Source organism: Amycolatopsis rifamycinica (assembly GCF_000695625.1).
In the GTDB taxonomy this organism is placed as follows: domain Bacteria; phylum Actinomycetota; class Actinomycetes; order Mycobacteriales; family Pseudonocardiaceae; genus Amycolatopsis; species Amycolatopsis rifamycinica.
The window spans coordinates 19,974-44,345 of the sequence record NZ_JMQI01000073.1; the positions used below are offsets into that span (position 1 = coordinate 19,974).

General features: G+C 70.7%; 23 protein-coding genes and 1 tRNA gene. 11 read left to right on the top strand and 13 right to left on the bottom strand.

Annotated features, from left to right (window positions below; all coding sequences use genetic code 11):
* Positions 1-17: 17 nt before the first annotated feature.
* Positions 18-440: a MarR family transcriptional regulator gene (locus DV20_RS35105; protein ID WP_152603800.1), complete on the bottom strand. Its 423-nt coding sequence runs from the start codon at positions 438-440 to the stop codon at positions 18-20.
* Positions 441-546: 106 nt separating this feature from the next.
* On the opposite strand from DV20_RS35105, the gene DV20_RS35110 reads away from it, so the two are divergent.
* From DV20_RS35110 to DV20_RS43290, 6 genes are all read left to right on the top strand, one after another.
* Complete coding sequence (locus tag DV20_RS35110) at positions 547-1,173, top strand: class I SAM-dependent methyltransferase (protein ID WP_326938518.1); 627 nt, start codon at positions 547-549, stop codon at positions 1,171-1,173.
* A gap of 158 nt (positions 1,174-1,331) precedes the next feature.
* The gene (locus tag DV20_RS35115) at positions 1,332-2,195 is read left to right on the top strand and encodes a helix-turn-helix transcriptional regulator (RefSeq protein WP_051736253.1); all 864 of its coding nucleotides are present in this window, start codon (positions 1,332-1,334) and stop codon (positions 2,193-2,195) included.
* A 162-nt stretch (positions 2,196-2,357) separates the two neighbouring features.
* Positions 2,358-3,023 carry a class I SAM-dependent methyltransferase gene (locus DV20_RS43285; RefSeq protein WP_084093826.1) on the top strand — a complete coding sequence of 222 codons (666 nt, stop codon included), beginning with the start codon at positions 2,358-2,360 and terminating at the stop codon, positions 3,021-3,023.
* A 91-nt stretch (positions 3,024-3,114) separates the two neighbouring features.
* Entirely contained in the window at positions 3,115-3,249 is a 135-nt protein-coding gene (locus DV20_RS47080; protein ID WP_268747465.1) for a hypothetical protein, read from the top strand.
* Between the two features lie 170 nt (positions 3,250-3,419).
* On the top strand, positions 3,420-4,547 hold the full coding sequence (locus DV20_RS35125) for a YcaO-like family protein (RefSeq protein WP_160169773.1): 1,128 nt from the start codon (positions 3,420-3,422) through the stop codon (positions 4,545-4,547).
* A gap of 29 nt (positions 4,548-4,576) precedes the next feature.
* Complete coding sequence (locus tag DV20_RS43290; RefSeq protein WP_051736256.1) at positions 4,577-5,974, top strand: TfuA-like protein; 1,398 nt, start codon at positions 4,577-4,579, stop codon at positions 5,972-5,974.
* Positions 5,975-6,076: 102 nt separating this feature from the next.
* On the opposite strand, the gene DV20_RS35135 is transcribed toward DV20_RS43290, so the two are convergent.
* The 3 genes from DV20_RS35135 to DV20_RS35145 are packed head-to-tail and all read right to left on the bottom strand — an operon-like array spanning position 6,077 to position 9,770.
* Complete coding sequence (locus DV20_RS35135; protein WP_043787581.1) at positions 6,077-8,296, bottom strand: xanthine dehydrogenase family protein molybdopterin-binding subunit; 2,220 nt, start codon at positions 8,294-8,296, stop codon at positions 6,077-6,079.
* Positions 8,293-9,288 carry an FAD binding domain-containing protein gene (locus DV20_RS35140; RefSeq protein ID WP_043787583.1) on the bottom strand — a complete coding sequence of 332 codons (996 nt, stop codon included), beginning with the start codon at positions 9,286-9,288 and terminating at the stop codon, positions 8,293-8,295. The genes DV20_RS35135 and DV20_RS35140 overlap by 4 nt, the downstream gene beginning before the upstream one ends.
* A complete protein-coding gene (locus DV20_RS35145; protein ID WP_043787584.1) occupies positions 9,285-9,770 on the bottom strand; it encodes a 2Fe-2S iron-sulfur cluster-binding protein in 486 nt (161 codons plus the stop codon). Before DV20_RS35145 ends, DV20_RS35140 begins: the two co-directional genes overlap by 4 nt.
* Positions 9,771-9,872: 102 nt before the next feature.
* On the opposite strand from DV20_RS35145, the gene DV20_RS35150 reads away from it, so the two are divergent.
* Positions 9,873-10,517, top strand: a complete 645-nt coding sequence (locus tag DV20_RS35150) for a TetR/AcrR family transcriptional regulator (protein ID WP_043787585.1) — start codon at positions 9,873-9,875, stop codon at positions 10,515-10,517.
* Positions 10,518-10,548: 31 nt separating this feature from the next.
* On the opposite strand, the gene DV20_RS35155 is transcribed toward DV20_RS35150, so the two are convergent.
* The gene (locus tag DV20_RS35155) at positions 10,549-11,121 is read right to left on the bottom strand and encodes a TetR/AcrR family transcriptional regulator (RefSeq protein ID WP_063607841.1); all 573 of its coding nucleotides are present in this window, start codon (positions 11,119-11,121) and stop codon (positions 10,549-10,551) included.
* 107 nt (positions 11,122-11,228) lie between these two features.
* Here DV20_RS35155 and DV20_RS35160 point away from each other — a divergent pair, with 107 nt between their 5' ends.
* On the top strand, positions 11,229-12,791 hold the full coding sequence (locus DV20_RS35160) for a GMC oxidoreductase (protein WP_043787587.1): 1,563 nt from the start codon (positions 11,229-11,231) through the stop codon (positions 12,789-12,791).
* 29 nt (positions 12,792-12,820) lie between these two features.
* Positions 12,821-13,999, top strand: a complete 1,179-nt coding sequence (locus DV20_RS35165) for a lipase family protein (protein WP_043787588.1) — start codon at positions 12,821-12,823, stop codon at positions 13,997-13,999.
* A 12-nt stretch (positions 14,000-14,011) separates the two neighbouring features.
* Here the strand turns inward: DV20_RS35165 and DV20_RS35170 are convergent, their stop codons facing one another.
* From DV20_RS35170 to DV20_RS35190, 5 genes are all read right to left on the bottom strand, one after another.
* Positions 14,012-14,452, bottom strand: a complete 441-nt coding sequence (locus DV20_RS35170; protein ID WP_043787590.1) for a peptidase inhibitor family I36 protein — start codon at positions 14,450-14,452, stop codon at positions 14,012-14,014.
* Positions 14,453-14,787: 335 nt separating this feature from the next.
* Positions 14,788-14,861 (bottom strand) — tRNA-Pro (locus tag DV20_RS35175).
* Positions 14,862-14,971: 110 nt separating this feature from the next.
* Entirely contained in the window at positions 14,972-16,135 is a 1,164-nt protein-coding gene (locus DV20_RS35180; RefSeq protein WP_043787591.1) for an alginate lyase family protein, read from the bottom strand.
* 152 nt (positions 16,136-16,287) lie between these two features.
* Positions 16,288-17,067 (bottom strand): enoyl-CoA hydratase/isomerase family protein, encoded by a 780-nt coding sequence (locus DV20_RS35185; protein WP_043787593.1) that lies wholly within the window; start codon positions 17,065-17,067, stop codon positions 16,288-16,290.
* A gap of 2 nt (positions 17,068-17,069) precedes the next feature.
* Entirely contained in the window at positions 17,070-17,981 is a 912-nt protein-coding gene (locus DV20_RS35190; RefSeq protein ID WP_084093829.1) for a PaaX family transcriptional regulator, read from the bottom strand.
* Between the two features lie 162 nt (positions 17,982-18,143).
* On the opposite strand from DV20_RS35190, the gene DV20_RS35195 reads away from it, so the two are divergent.
* Positions 18,144-19,781, top strand: coding sequence for an ABC-F family ATP-binding cassette domain-containing protein (locus DV20_RS35195; protein ID WP_043787594.1), 1,638 nt, complete (start codon positions 18,144-18,146; stop codon positions 19,779-19,781).
* Between the two features lie 847 nt (positions 19,782-20,628).
* Here the strand turns inward: DV20_RS35195 and DV20_RS35200 are convergent.
* A complete protein-coding gene (locus tag DV20_RS35200; RefSeq protein WP_043787596.1) occupies positions 20,629-21,573 on the bottom strand; it encodes a methionyl-tRNA formyltransferase in 945 nt (314 codons plus the stop codon).
* Between the two features lie 114 nt (positions 21,574-21,687).
* On the opposite strand from DV20_RS35200, the gene DV20_RS35205 reads away from it, so the two are divergent.
* Positions 21,688-22,986 carry a lysine N(6)-hydroxylase/L-ornithine N(5)-oxygenase family protein gene (locus DV20_RS35205; RefSeq protein ID WP_043787597.1) on the top strand — a complete coding sequence of 433 codons (1,299 nt, stop codon included), beginning with the start codon at positions 21,688-21,690 and terminating at the stop codon, positions 22,984-22,986.
* Here the strand turns inward: DV20_RS35205 and DV20_RS35210 are convergent.
* Both DV20_RS35210 and DV20_RS35215 read right to left on the bottom strand, forming a co-directional pair.
* Entirely contained in the window at positions 22,973-23,458 is a 486-nt protein-coding gene (locus DV20_RS35210; protein ID WP_043787599.1) for a DinB family protein, read from the bottom strand. The genes DV20_RS35205 and DV20_RS35210 overlap by 14 nt on opposite strands.
* A 103-nt stretch (positions 23,459-23,561) precedes the next feature.
* Positions 23,562-24,371, bottom strand: a complete 810-nt coding sequence (locus tag DV20_RS35215) for an ABC transporter ATP-binding protein (protein WP_043787601.1) — start codon at positions 24,369-24,371, stop codon at positions 23,562-23,564.
* Between the last annotated feature and the right edge of the window lies 1 nt (position 24,372).

Below are 24,372 nucleotides of genomic sequence, written 5' to 3' on the forward strand. Positions count from 1 at the left end.
TTCGAACCGGTCGCCGATCACCGGTCGGCGATGGCGGCGACGAGGAGCCTCCGGAGCTCGCGCCGATCCCGCTGGTCGAGCCCGGCCAGGACGCGATCCTCGGCCTTGGCCACCTCGGGGTCCAGGCGCGCGAGCATGGTCACGCCCTCCCGGGTCAACGTGGCGGGCAACGACCTCCCGGAGGGCACCGTGGCCGGTCGCGTCACCAAGCCGCGGTCCTGCAGCCCGCGAACCACCTTGTTCATCGCCTGGGGCGACACCTGGGCCTCGCGGGCCAGCTGGGCGTTGGACTTCGGGAACTGCGCCAGCATCCGCAGGCAGAGGTACTCGGGCCCCGCCAGCTCCGACGGCTCGAGCACCGCGGCGGCCACTTCCGCGCGCAACGCCGCCGTGACCCGGTGCAGCAGATAGCCGAGCGGTTCATCCCGGAAACCTTCCATGTCAACCATGTTGACATATATCAACCTGGTTGACATCGTGGGAGGTATGACACGCCCATCCAGCGACGCTCTGTACGACTCCGCCTATCGAGGCCAAGCTCCCGAGATGGGGCCGGGCTCCCGGCCGCCGTGGAGCCTCGGCGAACCGCAACCTGAGATCGCCGCCCTCATCGACGCGGGCGCGTTCCACGGTGAAGTCCTCGACGCCGGCTGCGGTGAAGGCGCGACCTCGCTCGCCCTCGCCGAGCGGGGCTTCACGACCGTCGGGCTGGACCTGTCGCCGACCGCGATCGCGCTCGCCCGTGCCGAAGCCGCCCGGCGCGGCTTGGCGAACGCCGGCTTCGCGGTCGCCGACATCAGCACCTTCACCGGCTACGACGGCCGGTTCGGCACCATTGTCGACAGCACCTTGTTCCACTCGATGCCGGTCGAGCTGCGCCGGCCCTACCAGGAATCGATCGTGCGCGCCGCCGCGCCGGGTGCGTCCTACTTCGTGCTGGTGTTCGACAACGCGACCGTGCCCTCCGGCCGGGTCAACTCGGTCTCCGCGCGGGAACTGCGGGAGGTGGTGGGCGCGTACTGGACGATCGACGAGATCCGGCCGGCCCGCATCCACGCCAACGTCCCCGAGAACTTCCCGGACTTCGCGGACTTCGCCGGCACGGACGTCCGGAACGAGGGCAACGGCCGCAAATCGACACCCGCCTGGCTGCTGTCGGCGCACTTGTCCTGACCGGGACGTCGTGGCGGGTACCCGCCCGGTTTTGTCCCCCACGAGAGCGACATCCAGGTGCCTGCTCAGGGGTGACGTTTCCGGGCCGTCGGAACACTAGCGTTCGGTGATCGACATCGGGCGGAGACCGATCGCCGCGGCCGTGGGGGGTGCAGAGGATGGGGGAGACCAGCGAGCCGACCCTGCGCGAGGCGTTGGCCGATTTCCTGCGTCGGCGCCGTGACGCGTTGCCACCGCAGGCGGTGGGGTTGCCGGTCGGTCCGCGGCGCCGCACACCGGGACTGCGCCGGGACGAGGTGGCGCGCCTGGCGAACATGTCCGCGACCTACTACGAGCGGCTGGAACAGGGCCGTGGCCCGCAGCCCTCCACCGCCATCCTCACCGGGCTCGCGCGCGCGTTGCGGCTGGACCCGGCCGAACGCGCCTACCTGCACCTGCTGGCCGGGCGCGCCGAGCCCGCGGCGCCGTCGCCGGACGGTGCCGTCGACCGCCGGCTCCTGTCGGTCATGCACGCGATGGAAGCGACCTCGCCGGCGTTCGCCGCCGACGATCTGGCCACCATCCTGGCGCAGAACGAGTTGCACGCGACGCTGTTCGGCCCGGTCGCCGGCCTGCCCGGCGGGGAGGGGAACCTGTTCTGGTGCTGGTTCGTCTCCCACCGCTGGCGGCGGGCCATGCTCAACCCGCCGGACCAGCAGGAGGCCATCGGCCGCGCCTACGTCGCGGGCCTGCGTGTCGTCGCGGCGGAACGGGGCTACGACGCGGCCGCGACCGCACTGGTCGGCCGGCTCCGGGCGGCCAGTGAGGAGTTCGCGCGGATGTGGACCGAGCACCGGGTGGCCAAGCCGTCGTCTTCGATGGTCGTGACCGTGGTGGACGAGCGTGTCGGCCGGCTGGACTTCGATCCCGCGCTGCTGGTCGGCCCCCGGTCACGTCAGCGCCTGCACTCCCTGCACGCCGCCTCCGGGACACCCACCCGGCAGCGGGTGAGCAGGCTCCTCGAACTCGTGCGGCGGCACTGATATCCCCGTATCGATAGTGCGTGGTTAGTTCCCCACCACCGGACGTAGCGTTTCAGGGAGAAGCTGACCGTCCGTTCCGAGTGCGGCAACTGATGCTTTGGGGTGTCGAGTTTGGATGACAGTCTCCTCGATCGGGCTCTCAGCAGCGCATACCAGCCAGGTGTGCTGTCTGTCGAAATCGAACACAGCACGCTGCCGGCCATGCCGCAGCCGCTGGAATGGTGGAGACGAACGCCGGGCGTGAGCGCCCCCGTCGACACCGAGGCGCTCGACTGGGTGCACGGCGGGGACGTCATCGACGTCGGGTGCGGGACGGGCCGCCATCTGGAGATGCTCGCGCGACGAGGCGTGCGTGGGCACGGGGTCGAGGTGAGCCCAGCCGCGGTGGCACTCGCGAAGGCGGCAGGTGTTTCGTGCGTCGAAGCCGACGCGTTGTCCTATCAGCCCTCGCACCCGGTGGACACCGTGATCGCCATCGGCGGCAACGGCGGATTAGCGGGCACTCTCGAGGCGCTGCCCGGGTTTCTGCTCCGGCTGTCATCCTGGCTGACCGAAACCGGCCGCCTTGTGCTCACCTGCTCGGACTGGACCAAGCTGCCGCCGGAACGGCTGAACGGCGACGATTCGCCCTCCCGCGCCTATCCCGGAGACGTGCGGATGAGGTTCCGGCTCGGCGACGAAGCCGGCCCGTGGTTTCCCTGGCTGCTTGTCGACGCCGACACTCTCGAGCGGGTCTGCTCGTCGGTCGGCTTGCGGATCGCCGAGCGCAAGCAGTGGCTGGGCGGCGCGGTCCACGGCGCCCTGATCGAGCGGGCTTCCGCCACCTGACCGCCCGCGAAGAGCCGGCGCACGGCTCCCCAGTTTCCCTGAAGCGTTCAGGGAAAACCGTGAAAAATCCGTAACCGGAAGGAACACGCCCATGAACTCCCTGGTGCTGCCCACGGCCGCCGAACTGGAAGCCGACATCGCGGACACGCGTCCCGAGCAGTTCTCGGCTTACATTTCCGTCTTCACCGAGGCGGCGTACGAGAACAGCGAACTCTGCGGCTGCTGATTCGCGCGTAGGGCTGGTGGCCCCGCTGTGCGGTGGCCACCAGCCCCGGCCCGCGGGTGCGCGGTGGACCCGAGATTCCGGCACGACGGCATGGGAGGAAAATGACACGGCAGATGGCTCGTGCCGGGGGAACGACCACCGGCCGGGACGACCCGGGCTCGGTCAAGGTGGTGTTCGACGGAACGCATCGAAGCCGCCTCCCCGAACAGACGTGGCAGTGGATCAGGCCGAAGCTGCCTGGGCTCGGCATCACCCGCGTCGCGGAGGTCACCTGGCTCGACGAGATCGGCATCCCGGTTTTCCAGGCCGTCCGGCCCAACGCCCGCACCCTGTCGGTCTCGCAGGGCAAAGGGATGAGCAAGACACTCGCCCGCGTTTCCGCCGCCATGGAGGCGGTCGAGTTGTGGCACGCGGAGCACCCGCTGCCGGCCCCGACGCAGGTGGGCACGGTCGAGGAGGTGGAGCGCGTGGTCGGCTATCGCGTGCGGGACCTTCCCCTGACCGGGCGGCACTACCTCAATCCGGACGCGACCCTGACCTGGCGGACGGCGCACCTGGTCGACGGCAACGCCGCGTCCCTGGTGCCGGCGGATCTGGTTCGGTTGGACTACCGGTTCGACCGGCGATGGCTCCCGCCGCTCTTCCGGGCCAGCAGCAACGGGCTGGCGAGCGGGAACACCCTGGCCGAGGCGCTGCTGCACGGCATGTACGAGACCGTCGAGCGCGATGCCATGGCGCGCGCGGGGTCGGGGAGCCAACCGCGTGCGGTGGATCCGGAGACCATCCACAACGCCGGCCTGGCGGCGCTTCTGGACCGGTACCGTGCCGCCCGGGTGCATGTCCGCATGCGCTTCCTGGACAACCCGTTCCGCATCCCGGTGTTCGACACACGGATCTGGAGCGACGCGTTCCCGGCGACGTTCGCCGGTGCCGGTGCGCACCTGGACGCCGCGGTCGCCCTGTCACGCGCCCTCACCGAAGCGGCGCAATCGCGCGCCACGGCCATCGCGGGGGCGCGGGACGACATCGGCAAGGCGCCGTACCGGGAGGCCCGCGTCTTCGGCGTCCGGCGCTCCTCGGAGTCCCCGCCGTTCGCCGGCCAGGGCGAACCGGATCTTCCGTTCGACGCCGTCGAGTCCTCGCCACTGTCCACTTTGGACGAGGAAGTGGCGCACGTCGCCGACAGGATCAGAGAAGTGACCGGTCACGCCCCCTTGTACGTCGACCTGACGCAACCCGGCATCGCGATCCCGGTGGTGCACGTCGTGTGTCCGGGAACTGCCCTGCAAGACCATTGACGAGAATTCCTCCAGCAGAGCGGACGATCATGCCCCGATGCCTCCTCTTCGTCGGCCCGAGTCTGCCGGACGCCGCCGAACTCGTGCGCAACCCGGCCGTCGAGGTGCTGCCACCCGTGTCCGCGGGCGACCTCCCGCGGCTGTCCTTGGCCGCCGGTGACGTGGTCGGCATCGTCGACGGCTACTTCCACCAGGTCGGCGCCGTCCGGCACAAGGAAATCCTGGCGTTGCTGAGCGAGGGTGTCCGGGTGCTCGGCGCCGCCAGCATGGGCGCGCTTCGCGCTGCTGAACTGGATAGCTTCGGCATGGAAGGAGTCGGCCGGATCTACGCGGACTACCGCGACGGACGGTTGGAGGCGGACGACGAAGTCACCCTGCTGCACAGCACGCCGGAGGAGGACTACCGGCCGCTCTCGGAACCGCTGGTGTGCATGCGGGCCACGCTTTCTCAGGCGGTGGAAGACGGTGTTTGTGACAGCGCGACCGCGGCACGGCTGGTCGCCACCCTGGCCGGCTGGCCGTTCGGACGCCGCTCCTACGGCGGCCTCGTCGCGGCCGGCCGGGAAGCGGGCATCGACGCTGACGTGGTTCGCCGGTTGCGTGAGTACTGCGTCACCCACCGGCTCGACCCGAAACGCGATGACGCACTCCTGGTGCTCGACGCCCTGCAGCGGGCGAGTCACGGCGAGCACTCCACACCGTCCGCCGTGCCCGCGGTCAACCGCACCTCCTTCCTCTACCTCTGGCAAACCGCCGCGTCGGGCCTCGACATCGGCGACTCCCCGCACCACGGTCACCTCGGAGCGCTGCGTGCCTGCCAGCTGTTCGCGGAGGAGTACCCCCGGTTCCACCGGGAGGTCGTCCTTCGTGCGCTGGCGACGGCGTGCGCCGAGGAATGCGGGCCGATCCCGCCCGACGGCGACGACGCGACCCTGGCGCGCATCGCACTCCGGCACGGCGAGCACCGCGGTCTCTACCGGCTCCCGGCCGATCCGGCCCGGCTCGGGTTCCTCGCGCAATGGCTGACCGGGACCGAACGTGACACCCTGGGCCCGGCCGAGCAGCTGATCACGTTCCTCGTCCGCAGTTTCCGCGTCAATCCCGGACTGACCTGGGAGGAACTGTCGATCCAGCGGCTGCGGGACCGGCCTTCCTGGAAGGACGCGCGCACCATCGTCCAGCTTGCCTGGGAGGTCAACGACCGCGTGTTCACCGAGCACCAGGAGCGCCACGTGAACGACCTGTCGTCCGAGAAGATCCTCGACCTGTTCGCCCGGCGATGGGGAGTCGCCCGCGCCGACCTCGAGCCGGCCGCGATGGACCGCGGCCTGGAATCGCTGGACAGCTTGACCATGGCGGCTCGGGCCTTCTACCTGCTGGCGCGCTACAACCCGGATCTCGTCCGGCTCGAGATCGCTGCCGTGTAGTGCCTAACGAACCGGGCCGGATCGACGGGCGGCGACCGGCCAGGTACTCGGCATGGTCCTGGGCGAGGAGCTGCATTCGCCCGCACCCAGGCCCGAGCCGTCTCACAGCAGCTTGTCGAGGGTGATGGGGAGGTCGTAAATCCGCTTGCCGGTGGCGTGGTGGACCGCGTTCGCGATCGCCCCCGCGACGCCGGTGATGCCCACTTCGCCGACGCCGATCAGGCCGAGCGGCATCGTCGGGTCCGGGTCGTCGAGGTAGCCGACGTCGATCGGCGGGATGTCGGCGTGCACCGGGACGTGGTACTCGGCGAGGCTCGGGTTCATGATCCGTCCCGTGCGCGGGTCGACCAGGGTCTCCTCGGCCAGCGCCATGCCGATGCCCATCACGATCCCGCCGCGCAGCTGGCTGGCCGCGGTCTTCGCGTTGATCACCCGGCCGACGTCGAACACCCCGACCCACCGCGACACCCGCACCTCGCCGGTGTCCGGATCGACGCGCACCTCGCAGAACTGGGCTCCGCAGGCGGCTTTCATCCACCGCCGCTGGTCGCGCACGAACTTCGCCATGAACTTCAGCTGCCCGGCCACCCGGCCGAACCGGGTGTCGGAGCCGACGGCGGCTTCGACCGACGGGACGCCGGCCTTGGCCAGGATCGTCGTCGGGCTCATCCCGGTCGCCCCCGAGCGTTTCGCCAGCGTGTCCAGTTCCCGCTTCAGCTTCTCGCACGCGGCCAGCAGGCTGTTGGCGATGCTCGCCGTCTGCATGGACCCGCCGGCGCCGGGGCTCACCGGCAGCGTGGAGTCGCCGTACTCCACCCGGACCGCCTCGAAGGGCACCCCCAGTGCGTCGGCGGCGATCTGCGCTTGCGCCGTCGCGCCGCCCATGCCCATTTCGTGGAAGCCGCACCGCACCAGGACGGTGCCGTCGACGGAAAACCGGACCGTGACGCTGGCGGGGAGCTGCCAGGAGGGGTGGTAGGCCGACGCGACGCCCATGCCGACCAGCCACCGCCCGTCGCGCATCGATCCCGGTTCGGGCGTCCGGTCGGCCCAGCCGAACCGCTCGGCGCCCCGCGCGTAGGCCTCACGCAGCATCCGGTGCGCGAACTTCTTGCCGTCGATGGGGTTGACCGCCGGTTCGTTCCGCATGCGCAGCTCGATCGGGTCGACGCCGACCCGGTAGGCGAGCTCGTCGATCGACGCCTCCAGCGCGTAGGTTCCGATCGACTCGCCGGGCGCGCGCATCGAGGTGTTCGAGAGCAGGTCCAGCTCGACCAGGTTCTGCTGCACCAGGATGTTTTCCGCCGCGTAGAGGTGCTTCGACTGCGACGTCACCTGCTCGGGTCCGCCGCCGACCCGCCCGGTGCGCGTCACGCTGGTGTGGATGAGCGCGGTCAGCCTGCCGTCCGTGCCGGCGCCGAGCGCGACCCGCTGCGTGGACGGCGTGCGCCCGCCGACCGTTCGGTAGACGCCTTCCCGGGTGAGCGCCAGCCGGACCGGCCGTCCGGTCGCGCGGGCCGCCAGTGCGGCGAGGATCGTGCCGGGCCAGACATTGACCTTGCCGCCGAAGCCGCCGCCGACGAAGGGGGCGATCACCCGCACGTTCGCGGCCGGGACGCCGAACCGCAGGGCGAGGTGCGTGCGGAGCCAGTCGATGCTCTGCGTGCCGTCGTGGACGGTCAGCCGGTCGCCGTCCCAGGCCGCGGTGGTCGCGTGCGGCTCGAGCGCGTTGTGGTGGTGCGTCGGCGTGGTGAACCGCAGGTCGAGCGCCACCGGGGCCGCGGCGAGGGCGGCCTCGGCGTCCCCCTTCTTCGCTCCGCCGGGCATGATCATGGTGCTTTTCTGCGGCTTCGCGTGCTTTTCCTCGGCCGCGAAGTCCACAGTGGACGGAAAAGTTTCGTAGGTCACGGTGACGAGCCCGGCGGCTTCGCGAGCGGCGTCGAGGGTGTCGGCGACGACGACCGCCACCGGCTGGCCGTCCCAGTGCACCTCGTCGGTGTTGAGGTAGTCGACCGAAGTTCCGGAGACCAGGGTGCTGAGGTTGAGCGGGCTCACCTTCGGGGCCGGTTTCAGCGGGGGAGCGTTCAGGTGGGTGAGCACCGCGACGACGCCGGGGACGGCCGCCGCGGCCCCGGTCTCGATCGCGGTGATGCGGCCGCGGCTGACGGTCGAGTGCACCAGCGCCGCGTGCGCCAGGTCGGGGAGGGGGTACTCGGCCGAAAAGAGCGCGGCGCCGGTGGTCTTGGCCGTGCCGTCGACCCGGTCGATCGGCCGGCCGACGACCGGGCCGCCGGTCGCCGTCGCGGGCAGGGTCCTGGTCATGCCGCACTCCCGTCGGTGAGCAGGCGGCGCAGCGTCGCGACGATCGTGCGCTGCGCCAGCTCGATCTTGAAGGTGTTGTCCGGTCGGCCTGCCGCGGGCGCGAGCTCGGCCGCGGCCGCCCGGTGGAACGACTCTTCGGTCGCCGGTGCGCCGAGCAGGATCCGTTCGGCCTCGCGGGCCCGCCACGGTTTCGCGGAGACGCCGCCGAGCGCCAGCCGGACGTCGGTCACGACGCCGTCTTCTGTCTCCATCGCGGCCGCGACGGAGACGAGGGCGAAGGCGTAGGACGCGCGGTCGCGCACCTTGCGGTAGCGGGAGTGCGCGGCCACCGGCAATGCGGGCAGCTCGACGGCGGTGATCAGCTCGTCCGCGGCCAGTGCGGTCTCGACCTGCGGCGTGCTGCCGGGCAGGCGGTGCAGCTCGGTCAGCGGGATGCGGCGGACGCCGCGCGTGCTCTCCACCTCGACCGTCGCGTCGAGCGCGGCGAGCGCGACCGCCATGTCGGAGGGGTGGGTGGCGATGCAGTGGTCGCTGACCCCGAGGACGCCGGCGTTGCGGGCGAACCCGCCGATCGCGGCGCAGCCGCTGCCCGGGGTGCGCTTGTTGCACGCGGCCGCCCCGTCGTAGAAGTACAGGCACCGGGTCCGCTGCAGCAGGTTGCCGCCGACGGTCGCCATGTTCCGCAGCTGCGCCGAAGCGCCGTTGAGGACGGCCTGGGCGAGCACCGGGTAGCGGGTCCGGACGCTCGCGTGGGCCGCCAGCCTGCTGTTGCGGACCAGGGCGCCGATCCGCAGGCCGCCGCCGGGCAGCTGTTCGATCCCGGTCAGCGGCAACCGGGTGATGTCGACGACCACGTCCGGCTGCTCGACGTCCTCCCGCATCAGGTCGACGAGGTTCGTCCCGCCGCCGAGGAACTTCGCGTTGGGCTCGGTCGCGATCGCGCGGAGCGCCGTCTCGACGTCCGGAGCGCTCAGGTAGGTGAACGACTTCATCGCGCGACCTCCTGGATGGCCTGGACGATCCCGTTGTAGGCGCCGCAGCGGCACAGGTTGCCGCTCATGCGCTCCCGGATCTCCGCGTCGGTCAGTTCGCCGGGACCGGCGAGGTGTTCGGTGACCGCGCTCGGCGCGCCCTCCGCGTGTTCGGCCAGCATCCCGATCGCCGAGCAGATCTGGCCGGAGGTGCAGTAACCGCACTGGAAGCCGTCGTTGCGGACGAACGCCCGCTGCAGCGGGTCGTCGACGCCCTCGATGGTGGTGATCTCGCGGCCGGTGTACTGCACGGCCAGCGCGAGGCAGGAGTTGATCCGCTCGCCGTCGGCGAGCACGGTGCACGCGCCGCAGGCGCCCTGGTCGCAGCCCTTCTTCGTGCCGGTCAGCCCCAGCCGATCGCGCAGCGCGTCGAGCAGGCTGACCTGTGGTGGGAGATCGAGCAGCTCGTCGACCCCGTTGACCCGCAATCGCACCTCGACCACATGGACCCCTTCGTTCGCGGTGGATCTCGCCAAACTAACAGGACGCCGTTCTCTTAACAAGAGGACGTTGTTCTGTTAAGTGGACCGTATGATGGCTGAGAAATGTCTCAGTCGATGTTCATGCGGGCCAGGCGGCCGGAGCAGAAGGAGCAGCGGCGCGCGGCCATCCTCGCGGTGGCCCGTGAGCTGGCCCTCGAATCCGGCGTGCGCAACGTGACCTTGGGCAGCGTGGCCAACGCCGTGGGGCTGGCCAAGTCCAACGTCACCCGCTACTTCGGCACCCGCGAGGAGATCTACCTCGAGCTGGCGTCCGCGTGCTGGCGCGACTGGGCGGACGAGGTCGGCCGCCGGCTCGCGGCCGGGGACGACGTCCTCGACGTGCTGGCCGAGACGCTCGCCGAACGGACGCTGTTCTGCGACCTGCTGGGCCACACCGCGACGTCGCTGGAGCACAACGTCTCGGTCGAGGCCGCCCGCGACTTCAAGCGGGTGGTGCTGGGCACCGTCGCCGAACTCGGCGCGGTGGTCGCCCAGGCGCACCCGGACTTGACCGAGGGTGAGGGGTTCGAGCTGGTCGCGGCGGCCAGCGGCTTGGCGGGGATGCTCTACCCGGCCGCGAACCCGCCGCCGACGCTGCGCGAGGTCTACGCCCAGAACCCCGACCTGGCCGCGGCGTGCGTGCCTTTCGTCCCGACGCTGAAGCGCGCGCTCGCCGCCTTGGCCGCCGGGCTGCCGTCCCTGCGCTGACGACCCCGGCAACGGGGAACCGGCGGCGAACCTAGCCGGTGTCCGCGGCGGGGTTCCGGTGGTGGGCGAGGCCGTCGAGGAACACCCGCACCAGCCGCTCCGCCGGCTCGCGCGTGACCAGTCCCGGCACCAGTGCCGCCTCGTGCATCTCGAACAGCAGGGCCAGGTCGGCGGGTTCGATGTCCGGGCGCACGGTGCCGTCGCGCTGGGCCGCCTCCAGCGCCGGGCGCAGCAGCGAGACCAGGGCGTCGGCGTGCCGGCGCCGGCTGCGCTCCGGCAGCTCGCGGAACAGCCGCACGAGCGGGCGGCGCCGGGCCTGCATGGCGAGCACCGATCGCAGCAGTTCGCGGAACGGCTCGCGGCCGCGGACCTGCGTCTTGAGCGCGGCGAGGTGGTGGGCGGCGACGGCGAGGGCGAGCGCCGTGCGGTCGGGGAAGTGGCGGTAGACGGTCGCGCGGCCGAGGCCGGTGCGGCGAGCCACGTCGTCCAGTGCGACGTCGGCGTCTTCGCTGAACGCTTCGTCGGCGGCGCGGAGGATCGCTTCGCGGTTGCGCCGGGCGTCGACGCGCTGGGGCACGGCCGCGGACGGTCGCACTGCGCGCATGGAACGGCACCCTACTCGCGAGTAGTGAGACGGGCAATCCGTTCCATCTCTCGGTTCGGGTTCCTACAGTCACCCAAAGTCACCAGCACCGCCGGAGGAGCCCGCCCATGCGCACCCTGAACCGCCGTACCGTTCTGCAGGGTGCCGTGGCCGTCGCGGGCGTCGCCGCGCTCGGAGCGGGCCGCGTGCCGGTCACCCGGGAGGAGCACCGGGTCGTGATCATCGGGTCCGGGTTCGGCGGCGGGGTCACCGCGCTGCGACTCGCCCAGGCCGGCGTGCCGGTGCTGGTGCTCGAACGCGGCCGGCGCTGGCCGACCGGGCCGGACGCCGAGACGTTCCCGCACCCGACGTCGGCCCCCGACAAGCGGATCTTCTGGCTGGGCTCGGCGCCCGCCTTGCCGGGCCTGCCGTCCCTGCCGCCGTTCGAGCGCTACACCGGGCTGCTGGAGCAGGTGAGCGGCCAGGGCATGAACATGATGTGCGCGGCAGGCGTCGGCGGCGGATCGCTGGTCTACCAGGGCATGACGCTGCAGCCGACGGCCGAGCTGTTCCACGCCTGCTTCCCCGAACAGCTCGACTACGCGCGGCTGGACGCCGAGTACTACCCGCGCGTCGCCGCCATGCTCGGCATCGCCACCGCTCCGGACGCCCTCGTCGAGAGCACGCCGTACAAGGCGTCCCGGATCTTCGCCCGCAACGCGCGCAACGCCGGCTATGCCGTCGAGAAGATTCCGATGCCGATCGACTGGAACTTCGCGCTGCGCGAGCTCGACGGCGAGATGAAGCCGTCCTACACCAACGGCGACTGCGCGCTCGGGGTGAACAACGGCGGCAAGCACTCGGTCGACGTCACCTACCTCGCGGCCGCCGAGGCCACCGGCCGCTGCACCGTCGCGAGCCTGCACAACGTCACCGGCGTCGCGCTGGCCCCGGACGGCCGGTGGGAGGTCCGCGCCGACCGCATCGACACCGCCGGGACCGTGCTCGAACGGAAGGTCCTGACCGCGAAGGCGCTCGTCATGGCGGCCGGCACGGCGAACACGACGCGGCTGCTGATGCGGGCGGGCGCGAAGGGCGACATCCCCGACCTGCCCGACGCACTCGGCACCGGGTGGGGCAGCAACGGCGACCGCATCTACACCTGGACGAACCTCGCCGACGACTTCGGTGCCCCGCAGGGCGGCCCGGTCGTCTACGGCAGCAAGGAGTGGGACGATCCCGCGACGGCCAACACCGTCATCCAGGCGTCGCTGCCGCCGCTGCCGGACCTGCGGACCACGATGCTCGTCGGCTACGGCATCAGCGAAGGCCGCGGCCGGTTCGTCTACGACGCGGCGAAGGACGACGCCGTCCTGCACTGGCCCGCGAACACCGACGCGAAGCTGAGCGCCCGCATCCACGAGCGGATCACCCGCATCGCCGGCCCGCTCGGCGTGCTGCTCGACACCACCGCCCTCGTGCCGAGCACCTGGCACCCGCTCGGCGGCGCGGCGATGGGCTCGGTCTGCGACCTGAACGGGCGCGTGCTCGGCCACCGCGGCCTCTACGTGCTCGATGGCGCCTTGATGCCCGGCACGACCGCCGCCTGCAACCCGTCGATGACCATCGCCGCCCTCGCCGAGCGCGCGCTGGACCACCTGATCGCCGAAGACGTCGACCGCGTCTTCTGAACCCGAGTCGGACTCAACGAGGAGTTCCCGTGCGCAAGAGGTCCCTCTGGACGGTTCTGCTGGCCGTCGTCGTCACCCTGTCGTCCACGGTGTCCGCGGGCGCCGTGGCCGCCGACCCGCCCCGCGGCCCGGACGGCGACGCCTTCTACACACCCCCGAGCCCGCTGCCGGACGGCGCCGACGGCGACGTCGTCCGGTGGCGGCCGCTGCCGGACTCCGGAGGTGCCAAGGGCTACCTCGTGCTGTACCGGTCGAGGTCGGCGACGGACACGCCGATCGCGGTGTCGGGCCGGGTCCTCGTGCCGGCGGCGCCGTGGACGGGCGCCGGCCCGCGCCCGATCGTCTCGGTGGCCAGCGGTACCCGCGGCATCGGCGACCGCTGCGCGCCGTCGAAGTTCCAGCCGGACTACGAGAAACCGCTGTTCGTCGACGCCATGCTGAGCCGCGGCTGGGCCGTCGCGATCACCGACTACGAGGGCCTCGGCACGCCGGGACGGCACACCTACGTCGTCGGCCGCTCGGAAGGCCACACGGTGATCGACGCCGCCCGCGCGGCCACCCGGCTCCCGGCCGCCGGCCTGGCGCCCGGCGGGCCGGTCGCGTTCTCCGGCTACTCCCAAGGTGGCGGGGGAGCGGCCTGGGCGGGCGAGCTGGCGCCGTCGTACGCACCGGAGCTGCATGTCGCCGGCATCACGGCCGGCGGCACGCCGGCGAACCTGGACGTGGTGGCCAAGAACCTCGACGGCGGCGTCGGCTTCGGGTTCCTGCTGCTGGCGTCCCTCGGCCTGGACGCGGCGTACCCGGAGTTGAATCTGCCGGCCTACCTCAACGACCGCGGCCGCACGCTGTACGCGACCCAGCAGGACGCGTGCGTCGACGCGGTGTTCGGCTACGCGTTCGGCCACATCGCCGACTACACGACGTCGAACCCGCTGACCACGGCGAAGTGGCAGGCACGGCTGGCCGAGAACGAACTGGGGGCCCACCCGCCGCAGGCACCGGTCTTCCTGTTCCACGGCAGCCTCGACGAGATCATCCCCCTGTCCCAGGCCCAAACCCTGCGACGCGAATACTGCGCGGCCGGCGTCGACGTCAAGTGGGGAACCTACCTCGGCGAGCACGTGACAACGCTGGCGTTCTCCGCGGGCGACGTCGTGAAGTACCTGGCCGACCGGTTCGCGGGCAAGCCGGCGCACTCCGACTGCTGAGCGAATCCGACGTTACGACGGAAGGCCGACCAGGCAGCTGACCATGTCGTTGAAGGTCTTCGTGTTGTTCGGGTAGTCGACGTAGACGGTGGAGAAATCGGCGTACTCGGTGTGCGCGCCGACCAACAGCGTCGGCCCCTGGCACGGGACGTAGTACCGCTCGTGGAGCTGGAACGGCCGGCCGGTGTTGTTGATCACCGAACTCGCCGAGTTGTCGACGCTGCCACCATTGTCGTAGCGCGCCAGGGACAGCCGCAGGATCTGCCCGTCATCGACGTAGCGTCCGCCGGAGAAGTAGCTGTTGCGGAACAGGCAAACCCGGTCGGCGGGGCAGGCGGGATTGTCCGCGGACGCCGGCGGCGCGAGGGCTGTCAGCGCCGCCGCTGCGAGCACGGGCACCGCGGCCGCGGTGAACGCGTGCCGAATCGTCTTGGGAAGGTTTTTCGTCGGCATGAATAGCTCCTGCTTCGTCCGAAGGTCTCTTGGGAAAGCCTAAGGAGGAACGTGGGGAAGAACAGCGGCATTCGGGTGGATTTGCGGTGAATGGATGACGGTATTTATCCCGTGGTGGCAGCGCTGCGGGTATTCTCTTCAGTACCATTTGCGGGGAACTGGAATGTGGGTAGTTTTGCCGAATTCATCGGGCAATCGGGTTTATCGATGCTGTCGTGGTCGCGTCGTTGCCGGGGTCGTCGCGCCCGCTTGAGGGTGGGATCTGAGCTGCCCGGGCGAGCTGCGGGCGGAAACGAAAAAGGCCACGCTCACTTGCGTGAACGTGGCCGATCCGGTCGGGCTGACAGGATTTGAACCTGCGACCCCTTGACCCCCAGTCAAGTGCGCTACCAAACTGCGCCACAGCCCGGACCCGCACTCCCTGAGTGCGTGAGAAGTACTTTAGCGTGCCCTCGGAACGCCTCTGCAAGCAGGGTCCATAGTCGCCCTGACCTGCGGGAACAGGTCAGGGCCACCAGATCATGCCGGGTTGGCGGCGTGGGTCAGGGTCTGCCATGCGACGAACAAGTTGTTCGAGCCCGCCGGGCGCTGGCGCTCCGTCAGCGTCTGCGTGTTCGTCATCGCGATGCCCATGCGCGTGTTCAGCGCGTTGAAGCCCACCTCCGTCACCGGGCCGAGGCCCAGGTTCAAGTGGCCCGAGCACAGCCACGACGGCACCGCCGCGCCCAGCTGGTACTTCGACTGGAAGCCCAGTGCCTGACGGAGGCGCGTGCCCACGTCCGTTCCGTACACGTCCTCGCCCTGGATGCGGAGCGTCTCCGCCACGTCCGCTATCGCCGCTATTCCGTAGCCCGTGTGGGTGAGGTCGCGGCAGGTTTCCTGGGTCAGGCCGTCCACGAACGTCGACTGGCCCTGCCAATAGCTCACGATCTGGTCCCGGGAGGTGAGGCCGCTGCCGGGGACCGTCTTCGGGAGTGCGCCGTCCGTGGACAAATACACGTACGCCGCGACGCGGTTGCGGTAGCGCGTTACCGCCTTGTCGTAGCTCGTCCTGTCTTCCAGGAACACCGCGATGCCGACCGCGGCCTCCATCATGGACAGTTCCCAGTTGCCGTTGTTGTTGGTGCCGTTGATGACCTTGCTCAAGTACACATCGCGCAGCATCGTCGCGAAGCGGCCCGAGTTCGGCCAGCTCGAATACGTGTACTTGATGATCTCCGCCGCCCGCGGCCACGACGATCCCGCCCAGCCCGTCTGCAGCGGGGCGTTGCTGTTCGTGTGGCTCGTGATCACCGCCGACCACGCGTCCATCAGTGCGATCGCCTTCTGCGCGTAACGCGTGTCGCCCGTGATGTACCAGATCAGCGCGTCCGTGTACGCCGCTATCGCGTCTTCGCGCTCGTCCGTGCAGCCGTAGTTCGGGTTCGAGTACGAGCCGCATTCGACCACCGCGCGCGGCTTCGGGGTTCGCGACAAGGATGCGTAGGGACTGGCCAGTGCCTGGTCGTACGCCGCTTTCCACGGCTGGGCGCCGGCGTTCACCTTGGCCTTGACGAAGTCCAGCTGGGGACGGCTCACCAGCACGCCCGGGTGGGTGAACGTCGCCGGGGCCGCGGGCGCCGGGGTGGCCGTCAGCCCCAGGAGCAGGGGGACCAACGCGAGGACCTTGCGGAAGCGGGACATGGCTCTCCTCGAGACGACGGTGTCTTGGGGTGCGCGCCGACCCAGTGTCATGGTCCAGACCACAAGTGGTCAAGCTTTTCCTTGTGTCCCAAGGAAAGCGTTCAGCCCGCTGAACAGACGTGTTCAGCGGGCTGAATCCGTGCGGGACGCGGTCAACGCCCGGAGAACGTCGCCTTGCCCGGTCCGTCGGCGAGGAACGACTTCACGGCGCTGCGCAGGTCCTCGGTCTCGAAGAGCTCGGCCGCGATCGTCGTGATGTGGGCGTTCGCCTCGGGGACGCCGCCGGCGGCGAAGTGGTCGAGGACGCGCTTGGTCGCCGCGTGGGCGCGAGTCGGTCCCTCGGCCAGGCGCCGCGTGAACGACCGCGCCGCGTCGTCGAAGCCCTCGTCCGGCAGCACACGGTTGACGACGTTCCAGCGCTCGAGCGTCGCCGCGTCGTAGGTGTCGCCGGTCATCACGAACTCCTTGGCGCGCCCGATGCCTGCGCGCGCCGCGAGCCGCTGGGTGCCGCCCATCGTCGGAGTCAGGCCGACGACCTTCTCGACCAGGCCGAACTTCGCGCGCTCCGCCGCGAGGATGACGTCGCAGGCCACAGCCACTTCGAACGCCCAGGTCAGGCACAGGCCGTGCGCGGCGAACACCGTCGGGAACGGCAGGGCCGCGATCCTGTCCGGCACCGCCAGCATCTCGTCGAACAGCACCTTGGCCTCGGCGGGCGAGCCCTGGGCGTCGAACAGCGAGACGTCCACGCCGCCGCTGACGATCTTGCCTTCGGCGCGGATCAGCAGTGCCCGCGCGGGTTCGGCCTCCAGCTCGCCGATCGCCGAGGCGAGCGACGCCTGCAGCGAAGCCGTGTAGAGGTTCAACGGCGGAGCGTCGACGGTCAGGACGGCGAGCCCGCCGTCACGATCGAGGCGGGCCTGCTCGGTCATGGTCACCCTGCTTCTTCGGCTTCGACGATGTCGTCCCAATACTGCTGGGCCTCGGGGCGCCAGTCGACGTGTTTGTGATGGAACAGTTCCGCCGCTTTCGTGCCGCTCCACTTCGCCGGCAGCAGCTCGGCCGGCAGCTGCGGGTCGAGGAACGGGAACCGCCGCCACTCGTGGACCAGCTCGGTCTGCGCGCGCAGCACCGCGCGGCCGCCCGTGGGGTGCAGGCCGGTGAACCGGTCGATGAAGTCCTCGTAGCGGTCCTTCAGCTCGGTCAGATCCCAGGACCGGGCGACCATGGACTCCTGCTCGCCGACCTCGCCGTACGCGGCGGTGAAGGACATCGCCTGCGCGTCGAGGCCGAGCTCGCTGACGATCTGCTGGGCCTCCCGCTGCCGGGACAGGTCCGGGCTCACCCAGACCCCGGCGACCGGTGAGCCGAAGCCCGCCCAGGTCAGCCGGGTGCGCAGCCGGTGGCGCAGGTCGCGCTTGGCCTCCGGCACCGAGACGATCAGCATCAGCCACTGCCCGTTCCAGTGGCGTTCCTCGCGGCCGAATGCGTAGATCCGGTCGGCGCCCTCGGTCAGCAGGCGGCGCCCCGGCGGCGTCAGCGACCAGCGCACGCGGCGCCCGACGCGCTCGGAGACGACCCAGCCCTCGGCGGCGGAGCGGGCCAGCGCCTGCCGCGCCGACTTCTCCTCGACGTCGAGGATGCCGAGCACCTCGACGAGCATCGACGTCCAGACCGGCTTGTCCCGCGGCAGCGCGTACTCGCCGAGGACGGTCATCAGCAGCGACCGCGCGCTGGCGTGACTGACCTCCCGGCGCCGGCTCACCGTCGGCCGTGGCGCGGACGGGCGGCTTTCCCTCGGCTTCGGCCTGCGGCCGAGGGTGACCGGGGGAGCGGGCTCGCCCATGCTGTTCACCGACCTCACTGTGTTGCGGCACTGACAAGCTGCGGGACTGACAACCGAACAGGGTACCCACAGTGAGTGATCAAAGCGCCACGGGACACACACCGTCGGTGGTTTTGACCTTGATCTGACCGTTCACCACGAGGTCGTAGACTCGGCTACCTCATGAGCGCAACTCTCGTCGCGAAGGACCTGGCCGCGGGCCACGGTGACCGCATCCTCTTCTCGGGCCTCGATCTCGTCGTCGCGCCCGGGGACGTCGTCGGCCTGGTCGGGGTCAACGGCGCCGGCAAGTCCACGCTCCTGCGGACCCTCGCCGGGCTCGCGAAGCCGGACAGCGGCGAGGTCCGGCTCACCCCGCCGACCGCGACCGTCGGCCACCTGCCGCAGGAGCCCGAACGGCGCGAAGGCGAGTCGGTGCGCGCGTTCCTGGCCCGGCGCACCGGCGTGTCGTCGGCCCAGGCCGAACTCGATTCGGCGACCGAGGCGCTCACCGCGGGCGCCGCGGGCGCGGACGACCTGTACGCCGCGGCCCTGGACCGGTGGCTCGCCCTCGGCGGCGCCGACCTCGACGAGCGGGCCGCCGAAGTGGCCGCCGACCTCGGGCTGGCCGTGGACCTGGACCAGCCGATGACGGCCCTGTCGGGCGGCCAGGCCGCGCGGGCGGGGCTCGCTTCGCTGCTGCTGAGCCGCTACGACGTCTTCCTGCTCGACGAGCCGACGAACGACCTCGACCTGGACGGCCTCGCCCGCCTGGAGCGGTTCGTGTCCGGCCTGCGCGCGGCGACCGTGCTGGTCAGTCACGATCGCGAGTTCCTGGCCCGGACGGTGGACCGGGTCGTCGAGCTCGACCTGGTCCAGCAGCAGGTGAACGTCTTCGGCGGCGGGTACGAGGCGTACCTCGAAGAGCGCGAAGTCGCCCGGCGGCATGCGCGCGAGGACTACGAGGAGTACGCCGACACGAAGGCCTCGTTGGAGGCGCGGGGGCGGATGCAGCGGGCGTGGATGGAGAAGGGCGTCAAGAACGCCCGCCGGAAGCAGCCCGACAACGACAAGGCCGCGCGCAAGTTCCGCACCGAGGCGACGGAGAAGCAGGCGTCGAAGGCGCGGCAGACCGACCGGATGATCGAACGGCTGGAGGTCGTCGAGGAGCCGCGCAAGGAGTGGGAGCTGCGGATGGAGATCGCCGCGGCACCGCGGGCGGGCGCGGTGGTCGCGACGCTGCGCGGCGCGGTGGTCCGGCGCGGCGAGTTCACGCTCGGCCCGGTCGACCTGCAGATCGACTGGGCGGACAAGGTCGCCATCACCGGGGCGAACGGGGCGGGCAAGTCGACGCTGCTGGCGGCGCTGCTGGGCCGGGTCGCCCTTGCGGACGGGGCGGCGGCGCTGGGGCCGGGTGTCGTGGTCGGCGAGGTCGACCAGGCGCGGCGGCTGTTCTTGGACGACGTCCCGCTCGCTTCGGCGTTCGCGCGGGAGGTGCCGGAGCTGGCCGACGCCGAGGTGCGGACGTTGCTGGCGAAGTTCGGCTTGAAGGCCGCGCACGTACTGCGCTCCGCGGCGACGCTTTCCCCGGGCGAGCGGACCCGGGCGGCCCTGGCGTTGCTGCAGGCGCGCGGGGTGAACCTGCTGGTGCTGGACGAGCCGACCAACCACCTGGATCTGCCCGCGATCGAGCAGCTCGAGGCGGCGCTGGACAAGTACCCGGGGACGTTGCTGCTGGTGACGCACGATCGCCGGATGCTCGACGCGGTGCATGTGACGCGCCGGCTGGTGGTTGAGGGAGGCAAGGTCACCGAGCGGTGATCTTGCCGTTGTGAGCGGTGCGCTAACCGAGAGCATTGCTCTCTGCCGGGAGTAGCGCTCTGGAAATGGATCACTGCTCTCTTATGGGATCGGTGCTTCCCATCCAGTGGTGGTCGGCGGGTGAGTGCCGCTCTTCACGGTGGCAACGCTCGCTCTTGTGTGAGAGCGCTGCTCCGGACGCGGAGCAGTGCCTGTAGGTAGGTGAGAGCACCGCTCCAAACTGGAGCAGTGGGCGCAGGCGAACGAGAGCAGTGCTCTCAAGTTGAAGCACTCGCTAGCGCAGAGTGAGAGCGGCGCTCTCGATTTAAGCTGCTGTAACCCGGCGAGAGCGGTGCTCTCGATAGAGAGCGTTGCTCTTGCGGAAATGGTTCGGTGAGACCGTGGTGGAGAGCACTGCTCTTGACGGCGTCCGCGACCGTCGAACACTGCTCTTGACGGGGGTCCGCGATCGCCGCGCTGACGAGAGCGGCGCTCTCCAGTGCATGCCCTGCTCTGATCAGACGGTGAGCAGTGCTCTCGCGAATGAGCGCTGCTCTCCTGTCAGGTGAGAGCAGTGCTCTCGCCAACGAGCGCTGCTCTGTGGCTAGGTGAGAGCGGTGCTCTCGTGGGGTGCGCTGCACTCCGGTGCGGATGAGCAGTGCTCTCGCAGGGCGGACTCTAGTGCAGGTGAGCAAAGCTCTCGGAGGTGAGCAGTGCTCTCGCGGGCGGCGGACTCTAGCGCGCGTACGTGCTCGACTCCCCGGTAAGCACCCATGCCCAGGTGCTGGTCAAGAAAAGCAACCCAGGCCAGGCGGGACATCCCGCTCACCGGCGTGGCCGCCGCCAAGCGGGATGTCCCGCTCGCCCGTCACGGCCGGTCGCTCAAATACCCGCCCATCGTCTTGAAGTACTCGTGCGCCGGCAGGTCGGTCCCGTCCGCCGTGCGAACGCGCTCGACGAGCAGGCCGGGGGACCGGCCGCGGCGGGCGTCCGGTCCGGCGACGATCACCACGCCGTCGCCTTCGCGGATGAAGATCCGGCCCGGCGTGCCGCCGTAGTGGCCCTGCGACACCGACGCTCGAATGATCCGCAGTTCCTCGCCGCGGTGGTAGGTGAACGCGTTCGGGTACGGGTCCGCCAGCGCGCGCACGAACCGCTCGATGTCCGCCGGCGGCTGCGTCCAGTCGATCAGGCTGTCCCGCTTGGCCCGCTTGTGGAAGAAGCTGGCCTTCGATCGGTCCTGCGGCACCGGCGTGTACCCCGTCTCGATCAGCGAGATGGCTTCGGCCGTGATCGGGGCGATGAGGTCGACCGTGCGGTGGAACAGGTCGGTCGTGGTGTCGGACGGCCCGACCGGGATCGCGCGCTGCAGCACGATGTCGCCGGCGTCGAGTTCGCCGTCCATCATGTGGGCGGTGACGCCGACTTCCGGCTCGCCGTTGATCATGGCCCAGATGAGCGGCGAGAAGCCCGCGTACGCCGGCAGTAGCGAGTCGTGGATGTTCAGGGTGCCGTGCCGCGGCAGCTCGAAGATCTCCGGTGGCAGCCAGGTGCGCCAGTTGTTGGCCACGATCAGGTCGAGGTCGGCGGCCTTCAGCTCGGCCAGCAGCTCGGCGTCGTCCGGGCGGTTGCGCAGCAGGACCCGGATGTCGTGCGCGGCGGCGAGGTCGGCGACCGAGTCGGCCCAGATCCGCTCGTAGGCGTGGTCGCTCTTCGGGTGCGTGACCACGAGGGCGACCTCGTGGCCGGCGTCGATGAGCGCCTGGAGGGTCCGGTGCCCCCAGGTCTGGTAGCCGAACATCGCCACGCGCATTCGAGAGTGCCTTTCATGGTCGGGGGACGAACATCACCACGAACGTACTAGGCGAGGCTCGCCTAACTTAGGTTAGGGTTCCCTGAACCGTACCGGAGCGCGCGAGGGAGCAACATGACTGCAGAGGTCCCGATCTACGACATCGTCGGCGTGGGCTTCGGACCGTCGAACCTGGCCCTCGCGATCGCCCTCGCCGAGCACAACACCGGACCGGGGGAGCCGGTGACCGCGCACTTCCTCGAGCGGCAGCCGCGGTTCGGCTGGCACCGCGGGATGCTGATCGACACCGCGACCATGCAGGTGTCGTTCCTCAAGGACCTGGTCACCATGCGGAACCCGACCAGCGAGTTCAGCTTCCTCAACTACCTGCACGCCGCCGGGCGGCTGGTCGACTTCATCAACCACAAGAACCTCTTCCCGCTGCGCGTGGAGTTCCACGACTACTTCGAGTGGGCGGCCGCGAAGGTCGACGACGTCGTCTCCTACGGCACCGAGGTCGTCGCGGTGACGCCGGTGTACGACGGCTCCGAAGTCGCGTACTTCGACGTCCGGGCCTCGGACGGCTCGGCACTGCGCGCCCGGAACCTGGTGGTGGGCACCGGCTTGCGGCCCCAGCTGCCCGAGGGCGTCACCGCCGGCGACCGGATCTGGCACAACAGCGAACTGCTGTTCCGCGTCGACGCCTTGCGCGGTGCCGACCCGAAGCGGTTCGTCGTGGTGGGGGCCGGCCAGAGCGCGGCCGAGGTCGCCGCGCTGCTGCACGAGGAGTTCCCGCGCGCCGAGGTGTGCGCGGTGTTCGCCCGCTACGGCTACAGCCCGGCCGACGACAGTTCGTTCGCGAACCGCATCTTCGACCCCGAAGCCGTCGACCAGTTCTACCGCGCGGGCGAGCCGGTGAAGGACCGCCTGATGCGCTACCACGGCGCGACGAACTACTCGGCCGTCGACATCGACCTGATCGACGAGCTCTACCGGCGCGTCTACCGCGAGAAGGTGCTGGGCGTGGAACGGCTGCGGCTGTTCAACGTTTCGCGCCCGGTCGAAGTGACCGACGCGGGAACGGTGACGGTCGAATCCCTGACGACCGGTGCGCAGACGGTGCTGGAGGCCGACGCGGTCGTCTACGCCACCGGATACCGGCCCGCGGACCCGACGCCGCTGCTCGGCGAGCTGGGCCCGCGGTGCCTGCGGGACGAGACCGGCCGCCTCCGCGTCGAGCGCGACTACCGGCTGGTGACCGACGCGCCCCTGCGCGGCGGGATCTACCTGCAGGGCGGCACCGAGCACACGCACGGCATCACGTCGTCGCTGCTGTCGAACACCGCCGTGCGGGTGGGGGAGATCCTGCAGTCCGTCGTGGACCGCCGCGTGGTCGCGGAGCCAGCCGGGGAGCTCGCGGTCAGCGCGCGCTGAGCTGCTCGCGGAGGATGTCGCCGTGGCCGGTGTGCCGGGCGAGTTCCTCGATGAGGAACAGGTAGACGAAGCGGAGGGTGACTTCGCCGACGGCCGGGTGCGTCCACCGGTCGTCGAGCGAGAAGCCCGCCGCGATTTCCCGTGAACGCGCGCTGGTCCGCTCGTACTCGGCGATGACGTCGTCGACCGTTTCGTCGTCGGCGACGGCGAAACTGGGGTCTCCGGGCGTCGAGGGGCCGTCGATCTCGGCTTCGCCGAGCCCGGCGATCAACCACTGGAACCACCGGCGCTCGGCGACGGCGGCGTGCTTGACCAGGGCGATCGGCGTGGTCAGGGACGGGACCAGCCGGCGCCGCGCGTCCGCTTCCGACAGGCCGCGCGCGTTGTCGACGAGCGCGCGGCGGTTGCGGTCGAGCATGGCCTCCAGTAGTTCGCGCTCGGAGCCGGTGGTCTTTTCGGGCAGCACGTACACGGCGATCAGCTTCCTGGTGGGGGATCCGGCCGGATCGGTCCTCGGAGACGGTGAGGAAGGCCGGGCCCCAGGATAGCGTCGATCCCGCGTCCGTGAACGGCTTTCAGGCCTGGTGCGCCGGCGCCGGGTGGTGGCGGCTGATCGGGATCACCATCGGGGTGCCGCTCACCGGGTCCGGGCTCACCCGGCAGCGGACGTCGAAGACCTCCTCGACCAGGTCCTCGGTGATCACCGACGCCGGCTCGCCGGAGGCCACCACGCGGCCCGCCTTCATCGCGATCAGGTGGTCGGCGTAGCGGCAGGCCTGGGGCAGGTCGTGCAGCACCATCACCACCGTGCGGCCTTCGGCGCGGTTGAGGTCCACCACCAGGTCCAGCACGTCGATCTGGTGGGCCAGGTCCAGGTAGGTCGTCGGCTCGTCGAGCAGCAGCACCGGCGTGCCCTGCGCGACCGCCATCGCGATCCACGCGCGCTGGCGCTGGCCGCCGGAGAGCTCGTCCACCGGACGGTCGGCCAGGTCGGTCAGCCCGGTGGCCGCCAGCGCGGAAGCGACCGCGCCTTCGTCCGATGTGGACCATTGGCGCCACCAGCTCTGGTGCGGGGCGCGGCCGCGGCCGACGAGGTCGGCCACCGTCATGCCCTCGGGCGCCACCGGGGACTGCGGGAGGATGCCGAGCCGCTGGGCGACCTGGCGGGTCGGGAGGTCCTGGATGGAGCGGCCGTCGAGGTACACCCCGCCCGCCTTCGGCGTCAGCAGCCGGGCCATGGTGCGCAGCAGCGTCGACTTCCCGCACGCGTTCGCCCCGACGATCGCGGTGATCTTGCCGGGCGGGATGTCGAGGTCGAGGCCGTCGATGACGACCCGGTCGTCGTAGGCGACGCGCAGCTCCCGCACGCGCAGGGACGGTGTCATC

Coding starts and splice junctions, on each gene's coding strand:
- DV20_RS35105 (WP_152603800.1), bottom strand. CDS start 440: ATGGAAGGTTTCCGGGATGAACCGCTCGGCTATCTGCTGCACCGGGTC.
- DV20_RS35110 (WP_326938518.1), top strand. CDS start 547: ATGGGGCCGGGCTCCCGGCCGCCGTGGAGCCTCGGCGAACCGCAACCT.
- DV20_RS35115 (WP_051736253.1), top strand. CDS start 1,332: ATGGGGGAGACCAGCGAGCCGACCCTGCGCGAGGCGTTGGCCGATTTC.
- DV20_RS47080 (WP_268747465.1), top strand. CDS start 3,115: ATGAACTCCCTGGTGCTGCCCACGGCCGCCGAACTGGAAGCCGACATC.
- DV20_RS43290 (WP_051736256.1), top strand. CDS start 4,577: ATGCCCCGATGCCTCCTCTTCGTCGGCCCGAGTCTGCCGGACGCCGCC.
- DV20_RS35135 (WP_043787581.1), bottom strand. CDS start 8,296: ATGACCAGGACCCTGCCCGCGACGGCGACCGGCGGCCCGGTCGTCGGC.
- DV20_RS35140 (WP_043787583.1), bottom strand. CDS start 9,288: ATGAAGTCGTTCACCTACCTGAGCGCTCCGGACGTCGAGACGGCGCTC.
- DV20_RS35150 (WP_043787585.1), top strand. CDS start 9,873: ATGTCTCAGTCGATGTTCATGCGGGCCAGGCGGCCGGAGCAGAAGGAG.
- DV20_RS35155 (WP_063607841.1), bottom strand. CDS start 11,121: ATGCGCGCAGTGCGACCGTCCGCGGCCGTGCCCCAGCGCGTCGACGCC.
- DV20_RS35160 (WP_043787587.1), top strand. CDS start 11,229: ATGCGCACCCTGAACCGCCGTACCGTTCTGCAGGGTGCCGTGGCCGTC.
- DV20_RS35170 (WP_043787590.1), bottom strand. CDS start 14,452: ATGCCGACGAAAAACCTTCCCAAGACGATTCGGCACGCGTTCACCGCG.
- DV20_RS35180 (WP_043787591.1), bottom strand. CDS start 16,135: ATGTCCCGCTTCCGCAAGGTCCTCGCGTTGGTCCCCCTGCTCCTGGGG.
- DV20_RS35185 (WP_043787593.1), bottom strand. CDS start 17,067: ATGACCGAGCAGGCCCGCCTCGATCGTGACGGCGGGCTCGCCGTCCTG.
- DV20_RS35190 (WP_084093829.1), bottom strand. CDS start 17,981: ATGGGCGAGCCCGCTCCCCCGGTCACCCTCGGCCGCAGGCCGAAGCCG.
- DV20_RS35195 (WP_043787594.1), top strand. CDS start 18,144: ATGAGCGCAACTCTCGTCGCGAAGGACCTGGCCGCGGGCCACGGTGAC.
- DV20_RS35200 (WP_043787596.1), bottom strand. CDS start 21,573: ATGCGCGTGGCGATGTTCGGCTACCAGACCTGGGGGCACCGGACCCTC.
- DV20_RS35205 (WP_043787597.1), top strand. CDS start 21,688: ATGACTGCAGAGGTCCCGATCTACGACATCGTCGGCGTGGGCTTCGGA.
- DV20_RS35215 (WP_043787601.1), bottom strand. CDS start 24,371: ATGACACCGTCCCTGCGCGTGCGGGAGCTGCGCGTCGCCTACGACGAC.